17 protein-coding genes are annotated in these 22,312 nt (G+C 72.2%); 7 read left to right on the forward strand and 10 right to left on the reverse strand.

Annotation, left to right across the window (positions count from 1 at the left end):
- Positions 1-305 precede the first annotated feature (305 nt).
- Positions 306-1,883, reverse strand: a complete 1,578-nt coding sequence (locus tag ACGF5O_RS39120) for an MFS transporter (RefSeq protein ID WP_393814678.1) — start codon at positions 1,881-1,883, stop codon at positions 306-308.
- Positions 1,884-1,945: 62 nt separating this feature from the next.
- Between ACGF5O_RS39120 and ACGF5O_RS39125 the strand changes: the two genes are divergently transcribed.
- Positions 1,946-2,926: a helix-turn-helix transcriptional regulator gene (locus tag ACGF5O_RS39125; protein WP_393814679.1), complete on the forward strand. Its 981-nt coding sequence runs from the start codon at positions 1,946-1,948 to the stop codon at positions 2,924-2,926.
- Positions 2,927-3,079: 153 nt separating this feature from the next.
- Here the strand turns inward: ACGF5O_RS39125 and ACGF5O_RS39130 are convergent, their stop codons facing one another.
- Positions 3,080-3,673 carry a TetR/AcrR family transcriptional regulator gene (locus ACGF5O_RS39130; protein WP_393814727.1) on the reverse strand — a complete coding sequence of 198 codons (594 nt, stop codon included), beginning with the start codon at positions 3,671-3,673 and terminating at the stop codon, positions 3,080-3,082.
- Positions 3,674-4,243: 570 nt separating this feature from the next.
- Positions 4,244-5,257 carry an RNA polymerase sigma factor RpoD/SigA gene (locus ACGF5O_RS39135; protein ID WP_393814680.1) on the reverse strand — a complete coding sequence of 338 codons (1,014 nt, stop codon included), beginning with the start codon at positions 5,255-5,257 and terminating at the stop codon, positions 4,244-4,246.
- Positions 5,258-5,495: 238 nt separating this feature from the next.
- Here ACGF5O_RS39135 and ACGF5O_RS39140 point away from each other — a divergent pair, with 238 nt between their 5' ends.
- Positions 5,496-6,014: a GNAT family N-acetyltransferase gene (locus ACGF5O_RS39140; RefSeq protein ID WP_393814681.1), complete on the forward strand. Its 519-nt coding sequence runs from the start codon at positions 5,496-5,498 to the stop codon at positions 6,012-6,014.
- Between the two features lie 26 nt (positions 6,015-6,040).
- Here the strand turns inward: ACGF5O_RS39140 and ACGF5O_RS39145 are convergent, their stop codons facing one another.
- Positions 6,041-6,832, reverse strand: coding sequence for a dioxygenase (locus ACGF5O_RS39145; protein WP_393814682.1), 792 nt, complete (start codon positions 6,830-6,832; stop codon positions 6,041-6,043).
- A gap of 140 nt (positions 6,833-6,972) precedes the next feature.
- Here ACGF5O_RS39145 and ACGF5O_RS39150 point away from each other — a divergent pair, with 140 nt between their 5' ends.
- Positions 6,973-7,485, forward strand: coding sequence for a MarR family winged helix-turn-helix transcriptional regulator (locus ACGF5O_RS39150; protein ID WP_393814683.1), 513 nt, complete (start codon positions 6,973-6,975; stop codon positions 7,483-7,485).
- A 71-nt stretch (positions 7,486-7,556) separates the two neighbouring features.
- Here ACGF5O_RS39150 and ACGF5O_RS39155 read toward each other — a convergent pair whose 3' ends face one another.
- Together ACGF5O_RS39155 and ACGF5O_RS39160 are read right to left on the reverse strand one after the other, a co-directional pair.
- Complete coding sequence (locus ACGF5O_RS39155; protein ID WP_393814684.1) at positions 7,557-9,095, reverse strand: MFS transporter; 1,539 nt, start codon at positions 9,093-9,095, stop codon at positions 7,557-7,559.
- 175 nt (positions 9,096-9,270) lie between these two features.
- On the reverse strand, positions 9,271-9,921 hold the full coding sequence (locus ACGF5O_RS39160) for a TetR/AcrR family transcriptional regulator (protein ID WP_393814685.1): 651 nt from the start codon (positions 9,919-9,921) through the stop codon (positions 9,271-9,273).
- 270 nt (positions 9,922-10,191) lie between these two features.
- Here ACGF5O_RS39160 and ACGF5O_RS39165 point away from each other — a divergent pair, with 270 nt between their 5' ends.
- Together ACGF5O_RS39165 and ACGF5O_RS39170 are read left to right on the forward strand one after the other, a co-directional pair.
- Complete coding sequence (locus tag ACGF5O_RS39165) at positions 10,192-11,562, forward strand: M6 family metalloprotease domain-containing protein (protein ID WP_393814686.1); 1,371 nt, start codon at positions 10,192-10,194, stop codon at positions 11,560-11,562.
- Positions 11,563-11,771: 209 nt separating this feature from the next.
- Positions 11,772-13,358, forward strand: coding sequence for an IclR family transcriptional regulator C-terminal domain-containing protein (locus ACGF5O_RS39170; protein WP_393814687.1), 1,587 nt, complete (start codon positions 11,772-11,774; stop codon positions 13,356-13,358).
- A 182-nt stretch (positions 13,359-13,540) separates the two neighbouring features.
- On the opposite strand, the gene ACGF5O_RS39175 is transcribed toward ACGF5O_RS39170, so the two are convergent.
- Positions 13,541-15,163 (reverse strand): MFS transporter, encoded by a 1,623-nt coding sequence (locus ACGF5O_RS39175; protein ID WP_393814688.1) that lies wholly within the window; start codon positions 15,161-15,163, stop codon positions 13,541-13,543.
- Between the two features lie 153 nt (positions 15,164-15,316).
- On the opposite strand from ACGF5O_RS39175, the gene ACGF5O_RS39180 reads away from it, so the two are divergent.
- Together ACGF5O_RS39180 and ACGF5O_RS39185 are read left to right on the forward strand one after the other, a co-directional pair.
- Positions 15,317-15,979, forward strand: a complete 663-nt coding sequence (locus tag ACGF5O_RS39180; RefSeq protein WP_393814689.1) for a TetR/AcrR family transcriptional regulator — start codon at positions 15,317-15,319, stop codon at positions 15,977-15,979.
- A gap of 9 nt (positions 15,980-15,988) precedes the next feature.
- Positions 15,989-16,837, forward strand: coding sequence for a DUF2993 domain-containing protein (locus tag ACGF5O_RS39185; RefSeq protein WP_393814690.1), 849 nt, complete (start codon positions 15,989-15,991; stop codon positions 16,835-16,837).
- 25 nt (positions 16,838-16,862) lie between these two features.
- Here ACGF5O_RS39185 and ACGF5O_RS39190 read toward each other — a convergent pair whose 3' ends face one another.
- The 3 genes from ACGF5O_RS39190 to ACGF5O_RS39200 all read right to left on the reverse strand — a co-directional run bounded on the left by ACGF5O_RS39190 (position 16,863) and on the right by ACGF5O_RS39200 (position 22,231).
- Positions 16,863-18,707 carry an acyl-CoA dehydrogenase gene (locus tag ACGF5O_RS39190; RefSeq protein WP_393814691.1) on the reverse strand — a complete coding sequence of 615 codons (1,845 nt, stop codon included), beginning with the start codon at positions 18,705-18,707 and terminating at the stop codon, positions 16,863-16,865.
- A 198-nt stretch (positions 18,708-18,905) separates the two neighbouring features.
- Complete coding sequence (locus tag ACGF5O_RS39195; RefSeq protein ID WP_393814692.1) at positions 18,906-20,459, reverse strand: MFS transporter; 1,554 nt, start codon at positions 20,457-20,459, stop codon at positions 18,906-18,908.
- Positions 20,460-20,878: 419 nt separating this feature from the next.
- The gene (locus ACGF5O_RS39200) at positions 20,879-22,231 is read right to left on the reverse strand and encodes an alpha/beta hydrolase (RefSeq protein WP_393814693.1); all 1,353 of its coding nucleotides are present in this window, start codon (positions 22,229-22,231) and stop codon (positions 20,879-20,881) included.
- Positions 22,232-22,312 lie beyond the last annotated feature (81 nt).

The raw sequence follows: 22,312 nt of genomic DNA on the forward strand, positions 1-22,312 counted from the left end.
ACACACACCCCCCCCGCCACCCCCCCCCCCCCCCCCCCCCACAACCCCCCCCCCCCCCCCCCGGGGGGGGGGGGGGGGGGGGGGGGCCCGGCGCCCCCCCCCCCCCCCCCCCCCCCCCCCCCCGCCACACAGCATCAAATGTCGATTAATGAACAAGGACACCGCACCCGGCCCCGGACCCGGGCCTATACCCTGTCAGTTTCCTTTCATATGAGGCCGGTTGGGCACGCCGAGCGCCCGAAGCCGGAGTGTTCGGTACATAGGTTGTCGTTCCGGGACGAAGATCCCTCAGTCGCCCGAGGGCATCAGCTTCGGCCCGGATCCGGCTCCGCCGTCGCCCGCCCCGGGAGCGCGAACATCAGCAGGAAGATCAGGCCCAGCACCCCGGCCACCCACCCGAGCGCCCCCTGGAAGGCGGTCACGAAGGCCGGTCCCACCCGATCCGGCGTCAGATGGTCGTCGACGGCGCCGTAGAAGACCACCGAGACCAGGCCGAGGCCGAGCGCGTTGCCCATCTGCTGCACGGTGTTGATCAGGCCGGAGGCGGAACCGGCGTGCTCGCGCGGCACCTCCGAGAGCACCGCGTCCGTCAGCGGGGCGACGATCAGGCCCATGCCCGCGCCCATCACGACCAGCGGCAGGGCCATCTGCCAGGAGGCGATGGCGAGGCCGTAGCGGTGCGACTCCCAGATGTAGAGCAGGACGCCGAGCACCATCAGCAGCGCGCCGGTCTGGAGCACCTTGCGGCCGAAGCGCGGGACCAGTTTCTGCACGGACAGGCCGGCCGCGACCGAGACGGAGATCGAGAACGGCACCCCGGTCAGGCCCGCGTGCAGCGGGCTCCAGCCGAGGCCGATCTGCATGTACAGCGTCCAGACCAGGAAGAAGATGCCGAGCGCGATGCCGAAGACGGTCTGCACGGCGATGCCGGCGGCGAAGCTCTTCACCGCGAACAGCGACGGTTCGACGAGCGGGGAGCCGTCGCGGGCCGCCTTGCGGCGTTCGTGTACGACGAGCACGGCGAGGACGACGAGCGACCCGGCCATCGACGCGTACCCCCACAGCGGCCAGCCCAGCTCGCGGCCACGGGTCAGCGGGTAGAGCAGCATCAGCAGGCCGAGGGTGACCAGGGCGACGCCGACGAGGTCGAGCCGCAGCGCGCGCGGGGCCCTGGACTCGCTGATGTAGCGGCGGCCGAGGAGCAGGGCGGCGATGCCGACCGGGAGGTTGATCAGGAAGATCGGGCGCCATTCGAGGCCGAACAGGTTCCACTCGGTGAGGAGCGCGCCGAGCAGCGGGCCGGAGACCGCGCCCAGGCCGACGATCGCGCCGAACAGGCCGAAGACCTTGCCGCGTTCGTGGGCCGGGAAGGTGGCGTGCACGATCGACAGGACCTGCGGGACCATCAGCGCGGCCATGCCGCCCTGGAGGATGCGGGAGGCGACCAGCATCTCCGGGTCGGCGGCGAAGCCGCAGAGGGCCGAGGCGAGGGTGAAGCCCGCGACGCCGATCAGGAACAGCCGCTTGCGGCCGTGGATGTCGCCGAGCCGGCCGCCGGTGATCAGGCCGGCGGCGAAGGCGAGTGCGTAGCCGGCGGTTATCCACTGGATCTGGCTGACGGAGGCACCGGCGTCCCGCTGGATCGAGGGGATGGCGATGTTGACGATCGTCACGTCGACGAGGTCCATGAAGGCCGCCGTCATGACGATGGCCAGGGCAAGCCAGCGGTGCGGTGCACCTGGGGAAGCCGACGGTTCGAGCGCCGTCGGGGTGGGTGTGGTGGTGTCCGTGCCGGTTCGTTGTGGCTGGTCGCGCACCGCGGCGGAGCCGCTGATCGATACAGTCCCGCGCCCCTTCGGGGCGCCTGTGGCCGTGGAAGTCATGTTCGTACCGTAGGGCCGCACTAGGCCAGATCCTGTCCTACTTATCCGGCATCCTCGTCTGCATGACGACAGACACTCCGGCCCGGCTCCTCCAGCTGCTGTCTCTGCTCCAGACGCCCCGCGAGTGGCCCGGCGGTGAGCTCGCCGACCGGCTCCAGGTCTCCCGGCGTACCGTGCGGCGCGACATCGACCGGCTGCGGGAGCTGGGGTATCCGGTGGAGGCCAGCAAGGGGGCCGACGGGGGGTACCGGCTGGTGGCGGGGAAGGCGATGCCGCCGCTGCTGCTCGACGACGAGGAGACCGTCGCCATCGCGGTCGGACTGCGGGCCGGGGCGGGGCATGCCGTGGCGGGGGTGGACGAGGCGTCGGTACGGGCGCTGGCGAAGCTGGAACAGGTGCTGCCGGCCCGGCTGCGGCACCGGGTGACCACGCTCCAGGCCGCGACCACACCGCTGACCAGCGGGGACGGGGCGAGTATCGCGCCCGAGACGCTGACCGTGATGGCGTCGGCGGTCGCCGGGCGGGAGCGGCTGCGGTTCGCCTACCGGGCGGCGGACGGGAGTGGGACGCGGCGGCAGGCGGAGCCGTACCGGCTGGTGTCGACGGGGCGGCGCTGGTACCTCGTGGCGTACGACCTCGATCGCGACGACTGGCGGACGTTCCGGGTCGACCGGGTGAGCGAGCCGTTCGCCACCGGCGCGCGGTTCGCTCCGCGGGAGATGCCGACGGGGAGCGCGGCGGAATTCCTGCGGCGGTCCATCCAACGGCGGCAGGAGACGTACGGGTTCGCCGTCGCGTTCGCCGGGTCGGTGGCGGAGGTGGCGGCGCGGCTGCCGGGGTGGCTGGGGACGCCGGTGGAGGAGGAAGGGGGTGGGGGCGGCGACTGGTGTGTGGTGCGGGGGGAGACCGGGGATCCGGTGGAGTGGCTGGCGGTGCGGTTGGCGATGGTGGGGTGTGAGTTCGCGGTCCGGGAGCCGGCCGAACTGGTGGCGTGCGTGCGGGAGTTGGGGGGACGGCTGAGCCGGGCCGGGGGTGCGGGCTGAGGGCAGGGGGCCGGGGGCCGGGGACGCTTACCGGCGCTGGCAGGGTGCCGCCGCGCCCACCCGTGCCGCCCCAGCGGCACGACTGCCCGCAGCTGTGTCTTCAGGGGCGCGGGGAACTGCGCGAGCAACCCCCACCGGCCCGCGGCCGAACCGCTACGCGCTCGGCCCCTCCCACGCGAACCCCCGAAGCGTCGCCAGGTTCTGGAGGGCCAGGGCTGCCGGGCCCTCCGGTCCTGTGGGGGCGGCCGTGCCCGATGCCCAGGATTCGACGGCCACCCGCACCGCCGCGCCGGCCACCGCCGCGGCGAAGCGGAGGTGGCCGGGTGGGGCAACGTTGTCGCCGGGGGCGGACATGCGCTCCGCCAGGATCGACATCAGGAGCTGGTCCGAGGACTGGCACACCTCCGCCCACACCTTGCGCAGCGCCGGGCTGGTGTCGGCCAGGTGGATCAGGGTGCGGACCCATTCCCAGGAGGCCGTGGAGACCCCGGCGCCCGGGGTCAGGGTGTGGTGGACGGCGTGTTCGAGGGCCTCGGGGACGGAGAGCGACGCGGGGGCCGACCGTACCGCCTCCGCCCAGCGGCGGGCGCCCGCCGCGTAGAGCGGGGCGACCGCCTCCTCCTTCGTGGCGAAGTAACGGTAGAACGTGCGGGGTGCGATGCCCGCGGCCTGTGCGATGTCCTCCGCGCGGGTGGCCCGCAGGCCCCGCCGTACGAAGAGGCCCGCGGCCGCCCGGGCGATCTCCATGCGGGTCTCCGCCTTGCGCCGTTCCGTGAGGGAGAGGTGGGCGGTACTGGGGGTGCTCACCTCGGCAGGCTATGCCCATGTGGCAGAATCTGCCATCCGGTGGTTCACCCCGTGGTTCAGGTACGGGGTGAACCACCGTTTCAGCATGCCCGGGGGCACCGGGTCCGGGCAAACGCGGCACAGAAGCAAACGCGGCACAGAGGTGGAGCCGGGCTCCGGCACCCGGGGGGGGGATGGGCGCCGGAGCCCGGCTCTGGGAGAGTCCCGGCGCCGGGGGGGATGGTGCGTCGGGACGTGGCTTGTGGAGGCCGGGTCGTGGGCGGTGGCTGCCGTATCGTCAGGAGCCTTCGGTCTCGCGGAGAGTGGTCCGCTCTGGACCTCAACTCCCCGGCCCTGGTTGGTTGTTCCCTACACGCGGAGCGCTGAAGCGGCGGTACCGCGCCATGTTTGCGCCGTCTTTCGCCACCCGGCGCACGCGCCCGGCGTGAGTGGAGCCTCGCGCACACCGGTCACGCGAGCCCCACTCGTGCGAGCCCCACTCGTGCGAACCCCCTGCTCCGCACAACCCCCTTACGCCGCCGGCTCGAACCCGGTGGAACGGGCCAGCTTCTTCAGTTCGAGGAGCGCGTGCTTCTCGATCTGGCGGATGCGCTCGCGGGTCAGGCCGTGTTCCTTGCCGACCTCGGTCAGCGTGCGCTCGCGGCCGTCCTCGATGCCGTACCGCATCTTGATGATCGAGGCCGTGCGCTGGTCCAGGCGGCCGATCAGGTCGTCCAGTTCCTCGCTGCGCAGGAGGGTGAGGACGGACTGCTCGGGGCTGACCGCCGACGTGTCCTCCAGGAGGTCGCCGAACTGGGTGTCGCCGTCGTCGTCCACCGCCATGTTCAGCGAGACCGGGTCGCGGGCCCAGTCCAGCACGTCGGTGACGCGCTCCGGGGTGGAGTCGAGCTCGGCGGCGATCTCGGCCGGCTCCGGGTCGCGGCCGTTCTTCCGGTTGAACTCGCGCTGCACGCGCCGGATCCGGCCGAGCTCCTCCACCAGGTGGACGGGGAGCCGGATGGTCCGGGACTGGTCCGCGATGGAGCGGGTGATCGCCTGGCGGATCCACCAGGTGGCGTACGTCGAGAACTTGAAGCCCTTGCGGTAGTCGAACTTCTCGACGGCGCGCACCAGGCCGGCGTTGCCCTCCTGGATCAGGTCGAGCAGGGGCAGGCCGCTGCGCGGGTAGCGCCGGGCGACGGCCACGACCAGGCGGAGGTTGGAGCGGATGAAGACGTCCTTCGCCCGCTCGCTCTCGGCGACGAGCGCCTCCAGCTCCTCGCGGGTGGCGTCGGACGCGGACTCCTCCTCGCCGTCGAGGACCTGCTGTGCGAACACACCCGCCTCTATGGTCTGGGACAGCTCGACTTCCTTGGCGGCGTCGAGCAGCGGTGTGCGCGCGATCTCGTCGAGGTACATGCCGACCAGGTCTCGGTCGGCGATCTCGCCGGTGTGGGTGCGAACTCCACGGGCGCGAACACTGCTTGCCGAGTCGGCCGCCTCGCCAGTGGCGGTCTTACGACGGGCGACGGCACGGGTTGCCATGCGTGCTCCCTTGCGATGGTGGGCGGGCGGGGTGGTCCTGTCGGTTCTTCTGATCCTTCGGCGCATGCCCGGCGCTCGGCTCGCGATGCCCCGGAACTCCACTTCTGGAACTCCCGGGACTCTCGTCCTGTGCCCGGCATCCGAAGGAAACAACGACTGGAATCCGGACAGAATTCCCATGCCGCCCCCCGATTTTTCTGATCATGCAGTATCCTGCGCGACCACGTGAGGAGGAGCGGTGCCGTCGGAACGTACAGAGGTGCAGGTCAGACCGGGAGCCGAGGGGGACCTCGGAGCCCTCACGGAGATCTACAATCACTACGTTCGTGAGACGTCCATCACATTCGACACGGTGGTCTTCACTCCGGAAGAGCGTCGTCCGTGGTTGCTCTCCCACCCGGAAGACGGCCCGTACCGCCTGATGGTTGCCACGTCAGCGGACTCACAGGAGATTCTCGGGTACGCCACATCCAGTCCCTACCGCGCGAAACCGGCCTACGCGACCTCCGTGGAGACCACGGTGTACGTCGCCCCGGACGCCGGCGGACGGGGTGTCGGCACGCTCCTCTACGAGGCCCTCTTCGAGGCGCTGGCGGGCGAGGACCTGCACCGCGCCTACGCGGGCATCGCGCAGCCGAACGAGGCGTCCACCCGGCTGCACGAGCGTTTCGGCTTCCACCACGTCGGCACGTACCGGGAGGTGGGCCGCAAGTTCGGCCGCTACTGGGACGTGGCCTGGTACGAGCGCCCGCTCTAGCGGCCCGCCCCGGTGAAGCGGCCGGCTCAGCCGAACTGCACCGACCGCTTCGCCATCCCCATCCAGAACCCGTCGATCACCGACTTCTGCGCGTCCAGCTCGCCGCCCGCCTCGGCCGCGCCCATCGTGACGAAGAGCGGGGCGAAGTGCTCGGTGCGCGGATGGGCGTAGCGGCCGGCCGGGGCCTTGTCGAGGAAGTCGAGCAGGGCGTCCCAGTCGCGGTTCTCCAGGGCCCGGTGCCCCCAGTCGTCGAACTCGGAGGACCAGGTGGGCACCCCGGCGCCGGTGTGGCGCAGGGCGGCCAGGTTGTGGGTGAAGAAGCCGGAGCCGACGATCAGCACGCCCTCGTCGCGCAGCGGGGCGAGCCGGCGGCCGATCTCCATCAGGCGGACCGGGTCGAGGGTGGGCATCGAGATCTGCAGGACCGGGATGTCCGCGGCCGGGAACATCTCCACCAGGGGCACGTAGGCGCCGTGGTCGAGACCCCGGTCCGGGATGTCCTGGACGGGGGTGCCGGGGGCGCGCAGCAGCTTGCGCACGCTCTCGGCCAGTTCCGGTGCGCCGGGAGCGTCGTACCGCACCCGGTAGTAGTGCTCGGGGAAGCCCCAGAAGTCGTAGACGAGGGGGACGGTCCGCACGGCGCCGAGGGCGAGCGGGGCCTCCTCCCAGTGGGCGGAGACCATCAGGATCGCCTTGGGGCGGGCGAGGCCGGCGCTCCAGGCGGCGAGTTCGCCGGGCCAGACGGGGTCGTCGGCGAGCGGCGGCGCCCCGTGGCTCAGATAGAGGGCGGGCATGCGCTCCGGTGCGACGGCGGACATGGCGGCGACTCCCTCCGGGCGCCGGGCTGCCTTCCCGGCCCCCATTCCTCGACTTCTGTTTTAACTCTCAAGCTTTCTGTGGCACCACCTTACGCCCCACTTGTTTAAGTTTCAAGGAGAGGCCTCGTACAGTGGGACCCATGAATACGGCATCCGGATCCGCCACCACGCAGAGCCGCTGGCTCACCGACCACGAACAGCGCGTCTGGCGCTCGTACCTGCACGCCACGACCCTGCTGGAGGACCATCTGGACCGTCAGCTCCAGCGTGACGCGGGGATGCCGCACATCTACTACGGCCTGCTCGTCGGGCTCGCCGAGGCACCCGGGCGGCGGCTGCGGATGACCGAGCTGGCGATGCGGGCCAAGATCACCCGGTCCCGGCTCTCGCACGCCGTCGCCCGCCTGGAGAAGAACGGCTGGGTGCGACGGGAGGACTGCCCCTCCGACAAGCGGGGCCAGTTCGCCGTCCTGACCGACGAGGGCAGCGAGGTGCTGCGGCGCACCGCGCCGGGCCATGTGACCGCCGTACGGCAGGCGTTGTTCGAGCGGCTGACGCCGGAACAGCAGCAGGCCCTCGGCGAGATCATGCAGATCGTCGCCGAGGGCCTGCAGCCCAACGAAGCGGGCGCGGACCTGCCCTGGCTCCGCTGAGGAGCTCGGGAACAGGTCCGCGTGCGGGTACCCCTACGGTCCGTCGGTGGGTCGGTGGGTCGCTCAGCGGCTCAGTGGGCGACCACCGGCACCGCCACCTCGTCCTCCGCGCCGTCCCCGGAGACCACCGGAGTGGCACTGGGCTTGCCGGCGTTGACGAGGGCCACCACGATCACCGCGGCCAGCACCAGCATGCCGACGGCGACCCAGATGGCGTTCGCGTAGCCGTGCACCGCACCCTCCATCTGGACCAGCTGCTGCTGGGACTTGGAGGTCGCGGTCGCGATGTGGTCCTTGATGTACGACGTCGTCGCGGACGCGGCGATCGTGTTCAGCAGGGCCGTACCGATGGCGCCGCCCACCTGCTGCGAGGTGTTGACCATCGCGGAGGCGACACCGGCGTCCCGGGGCTCGACGCCGAACGTGGCCAGGGACATGGCCGGCATGAACGCCGTACCCATGCCGAGACCGAGCAGCACCATCGCGGGCAGGATCGTCGAGGCGTACGACGAGCCGATCTCGATCTGGCTCATGACCAGCATGCCGGCCGCGGCGACCAGGAAGCCGGGGCCCATCAGCGTCCGGGCCGGGACCCGGGTCATCAGCCGGGCGCCGATCTGGGTGGAGCCGATCATCATGCCCGCGATCATCGGCAGGAAGGCGAAGCCGGTCTTGATCGGCGAGAAGCCCTTGATGACCTGGAGGTAGTAGGTCAGGAAGAGGAAGGTGCCGAACATCGCGATGATCGCGACGCCGAGCGAGAGGTAGATGCCACCACGGTTGCGGTCGAGGACCACGCGCAGCGGGAGCAGCGGGGACTTGACCCGGCTCTCGGTGACGACGAACGCGATCAGCAGCACCGCGGAGGCGACGAACAGGCCGACGGTGGTGGTGTCGCCCCAGCCGTCGGTCTCGGCGCGGGTGAAGCCGTAGACCAGCGAGACCAGGCCCAGGGTGGACAGGAGCACGCCGGGGATGTCGAGCGGGTTGCGGTTGCGGCCGCCCTCCGGCTCACGGATGACGAAGTACGCGCCGAGCGCCGCGACGATGGCGAACGGGATGTTCACGAAGAACGTCCAGCGCCAGTCCAGGTACTCGGTGAGCACGCCGCCGAGGATGAAGCCGACGGCGCCGCCGCCACCGGCGATCGCACCGTAGATGCCGAAGGCCTTGGCGCGCTCCTTGGCGTCCGTGAACATCACGGCGAGCAGGGAGAGCGCGGCCGGGGCGAGCATGGCGCCGAAGACGCCCTGGAGGGCACGGGCGCCGAACATCATCGCGCCGCTGGTGGCGGCGCCGCCCAGCGCGGAGGCGGCGGCGAAGCCGGTCAGGCCTATGACGAAGGCCCGCTTGCGGCCCCACAGGTCGGCGATCCGGCCGCCGAAGAGGAGGAGACCACCGAAGGCGAGGGCGTAGGCCGTGACGACCCACTGCCGGTTGCCGTCGGAGATGCCCAGGTCGGCCTGGGCGGAAGGCAGCGCGATGTTCACGATGGTGGCGTCGAGGACGACCATCAGCTGGGCGAGCGCGATGAAGACGAGCGCTTTCCAGCGGTTGGCATCACCGGACGATGCCGGTGCGCCGGGAGCCTTGGCGGCTGTTTCAGACATGGGGGTACCCACTTCGTGACTTCGTGACGGAAAGTCGATGGTTCGTGACGGAAGACGTGACGGAAAAACGGATCGGTGAATCGCCGCATGAGGTGAGACCGCTACTCGGTCCGTAACTGATCGGCCCCTGCGGAACTGTCGGGACTGTCGGAACTGTGCTGTCGCTCTCGGTCGTTCAGGCCTGGCGCAGGTCCTCCATGGTCACGGCCGTACCCGGCAGGGCGGAGCGGGCCGGGGCCCGCAGCCCGTCCAGGAACAGCTGCAGATGACGGTGGACGAAGCGGTCGTTGACCAGGCAGCCGGTGCCGGCCGGGGGCCGGCTGAGCTGGGCCACGGCGATCATCACGTCGCCGACGCCCACGTCCGGACGGAGCTGTCCGGCCGCCTTGGCGCGGTCCATGAGCTGCCCGATGAGCTGCTCGCACCGCTGCCGCGCCGCTTCCAGGTCGGGGTGGTTCTGGTCGAAGGTGCTGGCGACCATCGGGCACAGCGCGCTGACCCGCTCGTCGGCGGACGTGTGCACGAAGTGCTCCAGCGCCTCGAAGGCGTCCCCGCTCTCCGCGAGCGCCAGCTCGGCCGCCTCGGACGTCCGGTCCATCACGGAGCAGACGACCTCGCGGACGAGCGCGTCGCGGTCGGGGAAGTTGCGGTACACCGTGGCGTTGCCGACGCCGGCCCGGCGGGCGATGTCGTCGAGCGGCACGTCGGGGCCGTACTCGGTGAACATCTCGCGGGCGGCGATGACGATCCGCTCCCGGTTGCGCAGGGCGTCGGCGCGGGGCCGGGGTGCCTTGCGCACGGCGGGGAGGGCGGTCGCGGTCTGCACGGCGTACTCCTGGTCTGTTGGTTTCCGCGATCCGGGGAGGCGTTCCCCGTTTCGCGCGGACACAGGTCTAAACGGGGAGACGGTCCCCGGTTATTTCCACACCTTCTTCGAATTTCACGTGACCTGAGTCACACCGCCGGGTCGCGCGATCCCGCTCCGGTGAATCCCACGATCGGCCCCTCCAGCGCGCGCCCGCCGCCCCGCCGACACAGGGTGATCGAGAGGGTGCAGCCGGAGACCGGCGGCTGCCGTGGCGCGAAAGGCCCATGCATGCAGCCGCAGCCCAGCCGCCGTACCGCACCCCGCCGTCGTACGCCGTCGTCCCGTCGCCCGGCCTCGGCCCGCGGTCGTGCGATACGCCCGGGCCGCCGCATACGCCCCCGCCGTGCGGTCTGCCTCGCCGCCGTGGCCGCGCTGATCCTCGCGGTCGGCACCTCGGCGGGCACCGAGCACTTCACGGCGGCCCCCACTCCGGCCGGCGCCGGTCCGATCGCGCTGGCCCGCTCGTCCGTCTACGGCCCCTGCCTGATCAGCGGCGGCCACGAGATCCAGATGACCGAGGGCGTCCCCACCCCCGCCGGCTACTCCCGCTCCACCGGCACCGTGCACGCCCTCACCCTGATGGTCGACTTCCCCGACGCGCCCGGCCAGGGCAGCGCGCTCGACCGCTACCACGAGTTCTTCCCGCAGACCCAGGACTGGTTCCGCACCGCCTCCTACGGCAAGCTCGACTACCGGCCCGCCGCCCCGATCGACCACTGGCTGCGGATGCCGAAGCCGTTCAGCGCCTACGGCATAGAGCGCGGCGCGCCCTTCGACCCCGGCTACCGGCAGCTGGTCCAGGACATCGTGGCCGCCGCCGACCCGGACGTGGACTTCCGGTCGTACGACCTGCTGAACATCCTGGTCACCCCGAACGCCGGCCCCTCCGCCCTGGACACCGTGCTGTCGGTGACGTTCGCGGGCAACGGCGACGCCCCGGTCGCCGACGGCACGCCGGTCGCCAACGCCTCCTTCGTCTACTCCCGCCAGGACGACGGCTCCGGCTCCTACGCCCGCACCGGCTACCGGGTCCTCCCCCACGAGAACGGCCACGTCTTCGGCCTGCCCGACCTCTACACCCAGGAGGGCGGGGGCGCGGTCGGGCACTGGGACATCATGAGCGAGGACTGGGGCGCCGACAACGACCTCCTCGCCTGGCACAAGTGGAAGCTGGGCTGGCTCGACCCCGACCAGGTCAGCTGCGCGTCCGCCCGCGGCGGCACCGAGTACACGATCACCCCGCTGTCCCGGCCCGGCGGCCGCAAACTCGTCTTCGTACCGATCGACGCCCGCACCGGCTACGCCCTGGAGGTCCGCGCCAAGGGCGGCAACGACGAGGAGATCTGCCGTCCCGGCGTCCTCATCTACAAGGTGGACGCGAACGTCGACACCGGCCGCGGACCGATCAAGGTGTACGACGCCCACCGCGACTCCGGCGGCTGCACCCGCAGCCCCAACGTCCAGGCGGAACTCTCCGACGCCCCGTTCGGACCGGGCGAGAGCTTCAAGGACCCCGCGCACGGGCTCGGGGTGCAGGTGACGGGGGTGGACGGGGAGGGGAACTACCGGGTGCGGGTGACGCGGGGGCAGCGGGGGTAACGGAGGTGAGCGGCTCCGGGCGGGCTGTCGTACCCGGCGCCGGCCAGGTGGGCCACGGTTTACGGTAGGCGTGCGCTGCTGAGATCGCCGACGCCGAGACCGCTGAGACCGCTGACACCGAGACCGCCGAGACCGCTGACACCGAGACCGCTGAGACCGCCGAGACCGCGCACCCCGTCGTATCGGAGCCGGAGAGTACGGGAGAGTAGATGACCGCCCCCTTGCCCTCCTCCCCCGTGGCGCACGAGCCGCCCGCCGAGGCGGTGACGCCGTTGATCCGGGGCGTGGCGGTGCTGGAGGCGCTGACCGAGGCGGGCGGGACGCTGAGCGCGAGCGCGCTGGAACGGCGTACCGGCCTCGCCCGCTCCACGGTGGACCGCATCACCGCGACCCTCGCCCGCATGGGATACCTCCGCCAGGACGGCCGGGACGCGGTGCTCACCCCGCGGGTGATGGAGCTGGGCAACGCCTACCTGGCCGCGCTGCGCCTGCCCGCGCTCCTCGACGCGCACGCCGACGCCGTCGCCGACGAACTGGACGAGTCGGTGTCCCTCGCCGTCGCCGACCGGGACGGCATCCGGTTCATCCACCAGGCGACCCGGCGCCGCGCGATGTCCGTCAGCTTCCGCATCGGCGACCTGCTGCCGGCCGAACGCACCGCCCCCGGCCCGCTGTTCGCGGCCGAGTGGACGCAGCGGGAGTGGGCGGACTGGCGGGCGCGGCGCGCCGCGGACCCGACGGACGCGGGCTTCCCCGCCGTACCGCCCCGGAACCCGGCCGCCGACGACGACTTCGAGGCGCGGACCGCGCGGGCCCGGCGCGACGGCTGGGCCCTGGACGACCAGCTGGTCGAACCGGGCCTGGTCGCGGTGTCCGTCCCGGTGCGCGACCCGGGCACCGGACGGGTCGCGTGCGTGGCGAGCGTCGTCAGCCACACCAGCCGCCACACGGCGGCGGACCTGCGCGAGACCCTGCTCCCCCGGCTGCGTGCGGCGGTGACGGCGATGGAGGCGGAGCTGCGCGCGGACGAGGCCCGGCCCGCGGAGCCGGGACCGCCGCCCGCCGGCCTCGCCGTCTGGACCACCGCGTCGAAGCACGAGCTCGGCCGCGACTTCGTGGAATCACTGGCCCGGGGTCTGACGGTCCTCACCGCCTTCGGCGAGGGCCGCTCGGCGCTGACCCTGACCGACGTGGCGAAGGCGACCGGACTCGCCCGGGCGACGGCCCGGCGGGCCCTGATCACGTACGAGCACCTGGGCCTGGTGACCGCGGACGACCGCGAGTTCGCCCTCACCCCCCGGGTGCTGTCCCTCGGCTACCCCCCGCTGTCCCGCACCACCCTCGCCCGCCTCGCGGCCCCGCGGCTGCGCGCCCTCGCGGACCGGCTCGACGAGCCGACGGCACTGGCGGTCCTGGTACCGGGGGCCGATCCGGCGGAGATCCAGTACGTCGCGGTGGCGGCCGCGAGCCGGGGCGTCCTGACCGTGGACATCACCGTGGGCACCCGGCTGCCGGCCAGCCCCACGGCGCTCGGCCGGGCCCTGCTCGGCCCGGTCGGGCCGGGCGGGTACGCGCTGGCGGACGAGGAGCTGGAGTCGGGCCTGCGCTCGATCGCGGTACCGGTACGGGACCGGGCGGGCCGCCCGGTCGCCGCCGTCAACGTGGCCACCCACGCGGCCCGCCGCACCCTGGCGGAGTGCGTGAGCGAGGTGCTGCCCGCCCTGCACGCCACGGCGGCCCGGATCCAGGACGACCTGCACATCGCGTCCCGCTTCACACACGTCCCGCTGTCCTGATCACGGAGCGAAGGAAGGGCGAGGACCGACGGACGACGGACGGTGCCGGGCGTCCCTCCCGGCACCGTCCGGGACCGTGCGCCGCTCAGGCACGGTCCGTCCGGGGACGCGCGCGGCTCGGACGACGGTCCCTCGGAGCCGCGCGGCGCTCAGGCAGCGACCCGCCCGGAGACGCGCGCCGCTCAGGCGACGCCCGCCTGTTCCTTCTGCTGCTCCTCGGTGGTCTCCTGCTCGGGCCCGGTCTCGCCGCGGCGTCCGGGAAGCACGGCGAGGACGATCAGCGTCCCTGCGGCCATGATGATCCCGCCGATCATGCTGGTCTGCGCGACACCGTGGGCGAAGGCCTCGTGGACGGCGTCGAGCAGCGCCTGGGCCTGCGCCTGGGCCTGTTGCGGCCCCCCGGCGGCCGGGTTCTTCGCGACCTGCTCCGCCACCGCTGTCCCGCCGCCGACCGAGTCCTTGGCGGTGTCCAGCGCGGCGGCCGGGAGGTGGCCGCCGACCAGGCCGGTCAGCCGGTCGCGGTAGGCGGTGCCGAGCAGCGAGCCGAGGATCGCGATGCCGAGTGAACCGCCGAGTTCGAGGGCGGTGTCGTTGGCGCCGCCGCCCACCCCCAGCTCCGACTCGGGGAACGAGCCCATGATGGTGTCGGTCGCCGGGGAGACGCTGAGGCCGATCGCGAAGCCGAGCATCGTCATCGTCGGCAGGAAGTCGGTGTAGACCGAGCCCTTGTCGATCCCGGTGAGCAGCAGGACGGCCGCGGTGCCGATCACCATCCCCGCCACCACCATCGGCTTCATGCCCAGCTTCGGCGTCAGCCGCCCGGTGATCGCGGCGCCGACGAAGACGGCCCCGGCCAGCGGCAGCAGTCGTACGCCGGTCTCCAGCGCGCTGTAGCCGAGGACGAACTGCAGGAACTGGGTGGCGTAGTAGATCGCGCCGAACGTGCCGAAGAAGAAGAACAGCACCGCGAGCATCGAGCCCGAGAACGGCCGGTGGGCGAACCTGCGGACGTTCAGCATGGGGTGCGGGTGGCGCAGCTCCCAGCCGACGAAGGCCACCAGGCCGACACCCGCCACGACGGCCGCGGTGACCGGGCCCCGGCCCCAGCCGAAGTGCGGGCCCTCGATGGTCGCGTAGACCAGGCTGCCCACCGACACGATCGACAGCAGCCCGCCGACGTAGTCGATCCGGCCGGGCTGCTCCGCCCGGGACGGCGGCACCAGCGCGAGCGCGCCGAGGACGGCGACGACGGCGATCGGGACGTTGATGAGGAACGTCGCCCCCCAGGCGTGGTCCTCCAGCAGCCAGCCGGCGACCAGCGGCCCGACCGCGATGGCCAGTCCCGACGTCGCGGTCCAGGCGGTGATGGCCCTGGCCCGCTCACGCCTCGGGAAGATCGCCACGAGCAGCGACAGCGTGGCCGGCATGACGACGGCCGCCCCGACGCCCATGATCGCCCGGGCGGTGATGACCAGGTCGGTGTGGTGGACCTGGCTGCCCATGACCGAGCCGCCGGCGAAGACCAGCAGGCCGAGCACGAGCGCGCCGCGACGGCTGTACTTGTCGCCGATCGAGCCGAGCACGAGCATCAGCGCGGCGTAGGGGACGGTGTAGCCGTCGATCACCCACTGCAGATCACTGCTGCTCAGCCCCAGGTCGGTCGTCATGTCCGGCGCCGCCACGATCAGCGACGTGTTCGCCATGACGACGATCAGCAGGCTCAGGCACAGCACGACCAGGGCCCACCAGCGCCGTGGATACGGCTCGCTCATCTTCTCGACGGGGGTGTTGGCAAGAAACGGCACGGGAGTCTCCCAGGAGGACGTGGGGGGCGAGGTGATGCGAGGCGACGCGAGGGGCTCACTTAATTACCCATCAATGTGCACGCTAGTTTATTACCCACCTGTGTGCAACTATCGGGAGCCCGCCCTCTCCCCTCCCGGCTCCGAGGTGCCGACATGACCACCCGCACGCCCACCCGCACGCTCGACCGAACCCGGACCGGAACCCCGAGCAGGACCCCGACCCGCGCCCGCATCCTGGAAGCGGCCCGGCGCGAACTCGGCCGGGATCCCGACTGCACCCTCGCCGACATCGCGGAGGCCGCCGGGGTGGCCCGACGGACGGTCTACGTGCACTTCACGGGCCGGGCCGCACTCGTCGAAGGGCTCGCCGCGGACGCCGCCGAGGCGGTCCGGCTCGCGAGCGAGACAACCCGCTCCCCGTCCGCCGACGCGGCGACCGCCCTCGCCCGCTTCGTCCTCACGCTGTGGCCGGCGGCCGACCGCTACCGCGTGCTCGTGAACCTCGCCCGCCAGGACCTGGACGCCCACCGCGTCGACGAGGTGCTCGCACCGGCCCGCACCGCGGTCGCCGGAATCCTCGCCAGGGGCCAGCGGCAGGGCGTCTTCCACACCACCGTCCCGCCCGGCCCGCTCAGCCGGGCCCTGGAGGCCTACCTGCTGTCCCTCCTGGAGACCGCCAACGCGCACGCCTGGACCGACGACGGCCGTACCGCCGCCACCACCGCCCTGATCGCCGCCGGCGTCGACAGGGACCTCGCCGCCACCACGGTCCACCGCCTCGACGACGAACCGGCCCCGACCCACTCCCCCCGCTGAAGGAACCCGATGCACCAGCCCCACCCGTACGAGCCCTACGAGTCCCACGAGTCCTATGGGCCCTACGAGCCCTATGGGTCCCACGAGCCCTACGAGTCCCACGAGCCACTCGCCGCGCCGCGCAAGAACCGACGCCCGGCCGTCATCGCCGTCGCCCTCCTGCTCCTCCTCGTCCTGGTACCCGTCGCCGTCGACCGCTTCACGGCCGTACAGGTGGAGTCACGCGCGGCGAAGGCGTTCCAGCAGGGCATGCACACCCCGCTGCCGCCCGAGGTGCATGTGCACGGCTTCCCGGTCCTGACCCAGATCGCCGCCGGCCGCCTGCGGGACGTGGACATCACCGCGCACGACATCCCCGCCGACGACACGACCGGCGCCCTGCCCGTGAGCGAACTCTCCCTGCACCTCACGGGATTGACGAAGTCCGACGACGACCGGCAGGCCCGGGCCCGCTCGGCCCGGGCAACCGCCCGCCTCGCCTACGCGGACATCTCCGACGCCCTCGGCCTGCCGGTCTCCCGCGGCAACCGCGACGACCGGCTCAGGGCGACCGTCGCCCTCCCCCTCGGTGCCGACGTGACCACGACGGCCACCCTCTCCGCGGCCTCCGGCAACCGCATCGCCTTCAAGGACTTCGAGGTCGCGGACGGCCCGTTGTCCAGGGTCGCGGAAACCGTCCTCGACAAGGCCTTCGAGCAGCCGATCCAGCTCCGGAACATCCCCGACGGCCTGCACCTGCGCTCGGTCACCGCCACGGAGACCGGCCTCACCGCCCACTTCTCGGGCACATCGGTGACCTTCCACGCCACGGGTACGACGCGGAACACATCGGCAGACGACAACTCGTCGCGCACATGACCACGTGACCACGGGACCGTCGGGGTCACGCAGTGCGGGCCCGATCGCGCATCGCGCCGGACGAGGTGCCCGACGTCAGCATCGGCAGTGACGCCAGATGCTCCTCCGGTACCTCGAACGCCTCCGTCAGGGTCGCCAGGTGCGGCGCGAGCCTCGCCGTCAGCTCGCGCAGGGTGTCGGGAAGGGAGCGGACCTGTTCGGCGGTGAAGGTGTGTCCGGCCAGCAGGAGTCCGCTGAGCGGGGCCAGCCGGTCGAGCAGGAACAGGGTGCGCAGATCGTCCAAGACGGCGCGGGTACCCGGGTCGTCGACCCGGGCGCAGGCCGCGGCGAACGCGTCGGCGGCCTGGCCCACCGTGTACGTCTCGACCAGGGCGAGGGCCGCGGCGGAGGCATGGTTCCAGCGCCCGAGCGCGTCGCCCGTGCCACCGCGGACGTCCCGGCGTGCGGTCAGGTGCCAGTGGCGCTCGGCGGCGGCCAGGGCGCGGCGCAGGAAGGCGGGGTCGGTCAGGGACTCCTGGCCGGTCGCCGCCGTCTCCGGTTCCGGGGCGGCCGTCTGACCGAAGATCATCTCGGCTCCGGCCTTACACCAGACGGCCAGGTTGTCGCCCTCGGCGGTGATCGCTCCGTCGACGTTGGCGGTGAACTCGGCCAGGCCGTTCACCGGAAAGAGCGCGCGGGCGCCGCAGCGTTCGCGGCTCTCGACCGTGATGTCCCGGGCCTGCCAGGTGATCCACCCCTTGGCCATCGCGACCAGCCGTTCCGTCTCGTCCCGGTCCTCGGGGCGGTGGGTGATCCAGCGTTCGGTGACGGTCCGGTGCAGGAATGTCATGGCGTACGCGGTGGCGGTGCAGGCGAGCAGCCGGGCGTGGTGGCTGCGGTGCGCGGCCAGCGGGACCCGCTCCCCGGCCACCGGCCCCGAGATGTGCCGCAGGTACGCGTACCGCACCGCGATCGCCAGCGCCGCGCGGCTGCCGCCGAGGGTGCTCGCGCTCATGCAGAGCTTGCCGACCGTCACCCGCCGGATGGCGTGCAGGAACCGTTTGCGCGGGCTGCCCACGGCGCTGCTGAAGCTGCCCTCCGCGGTCAGCCTCCCGTGCTCGCCCTGGAGCAGTGCGGTTCTGGGCAGGCGTACGTGGTCGAAGCCGGTGACACAGTGGTCCACCGGGCTGCCGATCCGGTCCGGCAGCGTCGTCACGGTGATGCCCGGCAGGGTTCCACGGCGGTCGCTCAGCGGGGTGAGGAACAGGAAGACGCCCTCGTCCCGGTCGCCGACCAGCAGCCGGGCCGCGACCACCGCGCTCTTCGGCCCGCCCGCGGGACTGGTGTTGGGCATGTACTTCCGCGCGCCCTCGTGCGGGGTGTGCAGCACGAACTCGTCCCGGTCGGGGTCGTAGCGGGCGGTGGTCTCCAGCGCCGCCGCGTCGTTGCCGTGCGCCTGCTCGGTGCACAGGAAGGTCCCGGTGGCGGCCAGTGCGTCGTACCGGGCCAGGTCGCGTGCGGGCGACACGTCGTCGTCGAGGAGGCTGCCGAGGAAGAGGTTGTAGTGGATGCCGGCCACGGTGGCCGTGGCCCCGTCCACCACCGACGCCCACTCGTGCAGGGCGGCCAGCGCGCGCGGGTCCCGGGCCAGGTCCCGCACGCACGGCACTTCCTCGTTCAGGGCCCGCAGCCGGTCGTACGACTGCTGCCACCGCTCCTCGACGGACAGCTCCGCGCGATGACGGAACAGGTCGGTCGAAACCGCCTTGCGCCACACGGCGTGGAGGTCGGGTCCCGCATCACCGTCCCGGAAGAGGATCCCGGTCAGCTCGACCGGACGGGGACCGGACCACGGACCGTCCTGGACGTGGGCACTCGTATTGATCGGCATACCCGACCAACGACACCGCCTGTGTACAGAAACCAGGGCAAAGTAAACACCCAGTTAAAGATCATCCCGACGCCCGGCCGACCGCTCGGGGCGCCTCTCACGTGCGCCGCGAGTGGTCGGCGTGGAGAGGTCGTTCATCCGCCCCACGCCGATTCAGCAGTACGGCAGATGTCCGGTTCGTTCCCTGCGACGCCCTGATCACTCGCCCTGTGCGGCGGCTCGGCCGTGGAGCGTCACGAAGGTCAGCAGTGCCGAGAACAGTGCGGCCGAGCCGCAGACGACGAAACCGATCGAGTAGCCGTGGCCGAGGGCGTCCAGGGCGAGCGGGTGCAGTTCGGCCAGCTTCGGTGACGCCGCCGAGGCACCGTTCACCGCGAGTGGACCGCCCTCCTCCAGCACGGCCGCCCCCGCGCCCTTGAGTGCCTGCGGCAGCGCGGAGTCGTGCAGGGACGCGGAGAAACTGCTGGTCGCCCGGCTCAGGGCCACGGCGCCGATGACGGCCGGGCCGAGGGTGAAGCCGAAGTCCCGCAGCAGGTTGGTGGTGGCGCTCGCCATGCCGGCGAGGTGCACCGGCACGGTGTTGACGGCCGTTGCCGTGATCGACGAGACGGTGATCGCGAAGCCCAGGCCGACCAGACCGAGGGGCAGGATCAGCGAGGTGAAGGAGCTGTCGGTGATCGGCAGCGTGGCCGCCCAGTAGTCGCCCGCCGCGATCAACAACAGCCCCGCGCCCAGCAGCAGCCCCGGCGCCACCGTTCTCAACAGCCGTTCCGTCAGCGGCAACATCACCAGGGTGATGCCGTTGAGCAGGACGAAGGCGAGGGCCGTCCGCATCGGGGCCTGGTCCTGCACCGGGCCGAGCCGGATGCTCACGGAGTAGGCGGTGCCCAGAAAGGCGAACATCCCGACCACGGCCACGACCGAGGCCACCGCGAAGGCGCGGTTGCGGAACAGGTCCAGGCGCAGGAGCGGGGACTTCGCGCGCCTCTCGGCCAGGACGAAGGCGGCGAGGAAGACGGCCGCCAGGACGAAGGCGACGACGATCGAGGGCGAGGCCCACCCGTCCGTGGGGCCCTGGATGATGGCGTAGAGCAGCGAGAACAGGCCCAGGCCGATGGTCAGTTGTCCCGCCACGTCCAGCGAACGTCCTTCGGGGGCACTGGAGTCGACGGCGAACAGGGCGCTGACGGCGGCACTCGCCACGGCGACGGCGGTGACCACGACGAAGGACCAGCGCCAGGAACCGTAGGTGGCGGTGATGCCCCCGAGCAGGGGGGCGAGGAACCCGCCGGTGGAGAGCAGCGCCGCCCACATCGCGATGACCCGTGCCCGCTGCGCGGGCGAGGTGGTGCCGGCGGCCAGGATGGCCAGCGAGGTCGGGAACAGGCCTGCGGCGCCCAGACCCGCCAGAGCCTGTCCGGCCCAGAGCTGGTGGATACCGGAGGCGGTGGCGCTCACCAACTCGCCCACGGCCAGCAGCGCGGCACCGCCGATCAGCAGCCGCTTGCGGCCGAAGAGGTCGCCGAGCAGGCCGAAGGTCAGCTCCAGTACGGCGACCGGCAGCAGGAAGGCGTCGGAGATCCAGGTGAGCTGTGAGCCGACCGGGTTCAGGTCGGACTGGAACAGTCCGTTGAGGGTGGCCGGTATGGCCAGGCCTATCTGGGCGAGGCAGACGGCGAGGAGACCGGCGACCAGGGTGCCGGTGGTCAGACTGCGGCCGACGGCGGTTCTGGCGGAGGGTTCGGTCGTCATTGACACGGAGGCTCCTGAGGCACGCGGGTTGGGGACGAGGAGAGGCACCCGGGGTTCGGGACGGGGGGGGCGACGCCCGGGTTCGGGACGGGGAGAGGACGCCCGGGTTCGGGACGAGGAGACGACGCCCGGATTCGGGACGAGGAGACGACGCCCGGATTCGGGACGGGGAGAGGACGCCCGGATTCGGGACGGGGGGGCGACGCCCGGATTCGGGACGAGGAGACGACGCCCGGATTCGGGACGGGGAAAGGAACCCCGGGTTCGGGACGGGGGGCGACGCCCGGATTCGAGACGAGGAGACGACGCCCGGATTCGGGACGGGGAAAGGCACCCCGGGTTCGGGACGGGGGGCGACGCCCGGATTCGAGACGAGGAGACGACGCCCGGATTCGGGACGGGGAAAGGACGCTCGGGGATCAGCGGGTACCGGTCAGGCGGGCCGGCCGGTAGTCGGTGAAGGCTGCGCCGTCGAGGCCCAGTTCGTCGGCGCTGTGCTGGAGTTCGGCGGCGGTGGCGGAGTCGCCCCAGCGCCCGGTGTCCAGCCGGTGCTCCACGGCGTGCAACCCGGCGACCACTTCGGCGGTGGTGAAGTTGCAGTGGCTCTGGCGTGCCACATAGGCCTGTCGCAGCAGCGCGGAGTCGCCGGCCCGGCGCACCCGCCCGGCGAAGGCCGACTCCTGCTCGACAGGCACGAGTTGGTCGGCGGTGGTGTGGATGTCGAGCAGCGGCACGGCGAGTCCCTGGCCGGCCGTGGACGTCCGCCGCAGATGGGCCACCGCGGCCGGGTCGGCCGAGATGTCCGCACCGCGGCTGAGCCGGTTCAGGTCGGACCGCAGGTCGAGTCCGGCGTCGCGGTAGAGCGCCTTGACCTGCTTGGCATGGCCGGACTTGTGCAGCAGGCCCGCGTAGTCGACGCCCTTGTTCCAGGAAGTGTTGCCACCGGCGGCCTGCTCCACCGACCAGCGCGCCGGGACGATGAACCCGAGCAGGCCCTGGGCCAGCCATGCGTACTGCTGCTCCTCCTGGCCCGCGAAGTCGCCGCGGGCGGGCGGCTGTTGGCCCGGAGCCCAGTCGGTCAGGTTGAGGTAGGCGGCGGCCAGGGCGATCCGGGCGCGTCCCGTGGTGGTCTGCTGTGCCGTTTCCACCGCCTCCGTGAGCCGGCCGGCGAGGGCCGCGCCGTCGGCCTGGCTGTCCAGGTTCACGAGCTGGTCGGCGTCGGCCGGGTCGAAGAACGTGGCCAGGGCGTACTCGGCGTCCAGCTGGTAGTTGTCCAGATCCACGCCGCCCGCGACCAGGCCGCACAGACCCAGTGAGCCGTCGATGCGTCCCGCGCCGTCACGGGCGATCTGCGCGTTGATCAGGCCGCCCATGGACTGGCCCACCGAGATGACCCGGGTCGGCGTGCCGACCTGTCGCCGGAAGGCGGTGAGCGCCGCGAACTGATCCCGCTCGGCCGAGTCGAGCGCCCACATCGAGCCGTTCGGGTCGTAGGAGGAGCCGACGAGTGCGTAGCCGGCGTCCAGCAGTGCCTGGTGCGCCGCGGCCGACGGGGCGTCGGCAGCGGTGGTCGGTCCGAAGCCGTGGCTGAACAGCAGCAGGCTGCCGTTCCACCGCGCGGGTTTGTCCGCGATCCAGGTGGCGCCGTCGGACAGGGTCCCGGAGTAGTGGTCGGCGGTCGCGGCCTGGGCGCCGGTCGCCGGACCGATCAGGGTGGACGCGAGGGCGGTTGCGCAGGCGGCGGCGAGGGTCGAGAAACGGGGTCGGGGCATGGCGGCGGCTCCGCGAGTCGAGGGGGGACCGAGCGAGGGAGCGAGCGGGGAGCGAGGGAGCTGGCAAGAAGCAATGCAGGT

This window comes from Streptomyces sp. NPDC048291 (genome assembly GCF_043201715.1).
In the GTDB taxonomy this organism is placed as follows: domain Bacteria; phylum Actinomycetota; class Actinomycetes; order Streptomycetales; family Streptomycetaceae; genus Streptomyces.

Bases quoted from the DNA above. Each gene is read 5' to 3' on its own strand.
- ACGF5O_RS39120 (WP_393814678.1), bottom strand. From the start codon at position 1,883: ATGACTTCCACGGCCACAGGCGCCCCGAAGGGGCGCGGGACTGTATCG.
- ACGF5O_RS39130 (WP_393814727.1), bottom strand. From the start codon at position 3,673: ATGGAGATCGCCCGGGCGGCCGCGGGCCTCTTCGTACGGCGGGGCCTG.
- ACGF5O_RS39135 (WP_393814680.1), bottom strand. From the start codon at position 5,257: ATGGCAACCCGTGCCGTCGCCCGTCGTAAGACCGCCACTGGCGAGGCG.
- ACGF5O_RS39195 (WP_393814692.1), bottom strand. From the start codon at position 20,459: ATGACGACCGAACCCTCCGCCAGAACCGCCGTCGGCCGCAGTCTGACC.
- ACGF5O_RS39150 (WP_393814683.1), top strand. From the start codon at position 6,973: ATGAATACGGCATCCGGATCCGCCACCACGCAGAGCCGCTGGCTCACC.
- ACGF5O_RS39200 (WP_393814693.1), bottom strand. From the start codon at position 22,231: ATGCCCCGACCCCGTTTCTCGACCCTCGCCGCCGCCTGCGCAACCGCC.
- ACGF5O_RS39165 (WP_393814686.1), top strand. From the start codon at position 10,192: ATGCAGCCGCAGCCCAGCCGCCGTACCGCACCCCGCCGTCGTACGCCG.
- ACGF5O_RS39155 (WP_393814684.1), bottom strand. From the start codon at position 9,095: ATGTCTGAAACAGCCGCCAAGGCTCCCGGCGCACCGGCATCGTCCGGT.
- ACGF5O_RS39180 (WP_393814689.1), top strand. From the start codon at position 15,317: ATGACCACCCGCACGCCCACCCGCACGCTCGACCGAACCCGGACCGGA.
- ACGF5O_RS39185 (WP_393814690.1), top strand. From the start codon at position 15,989: ATGCACCAGCCCCACCCGTACGAGCCCTACGAGTCCCACGAGTCCTAT.
- ACGF5O_RS39170 (WP_393814687.1), top strand. From the start codon at position 11,772: ATGACCGCCCCCTTGCCCTCCTCCCCCGTGGCGCACGAGCCGCCCGCC.
- ACGF5O_RS39145 (WP_393814682.1), bottom strand. From the start codon at position 6,832: ATGTCCGCCGTCGCACCGGAGCGCATGCCCGCCCTCTATCTGAGCCAC.
- ACGF5O_RS39190 (WP_393814691.1), bottom strand. From the start codon at position 18,707: ATGCCGATCAATACGAGTGCCCACGTCCAGGACGGTCCGTGGTCCGGT.
- ACGF5O_RS39125 (WP_393814679.1), top strand. From the start codon at position 1,946: ATGACGACAGACACTCCGGCCCGGCTCCTCCAGCTGCTGTCTCTGCTC.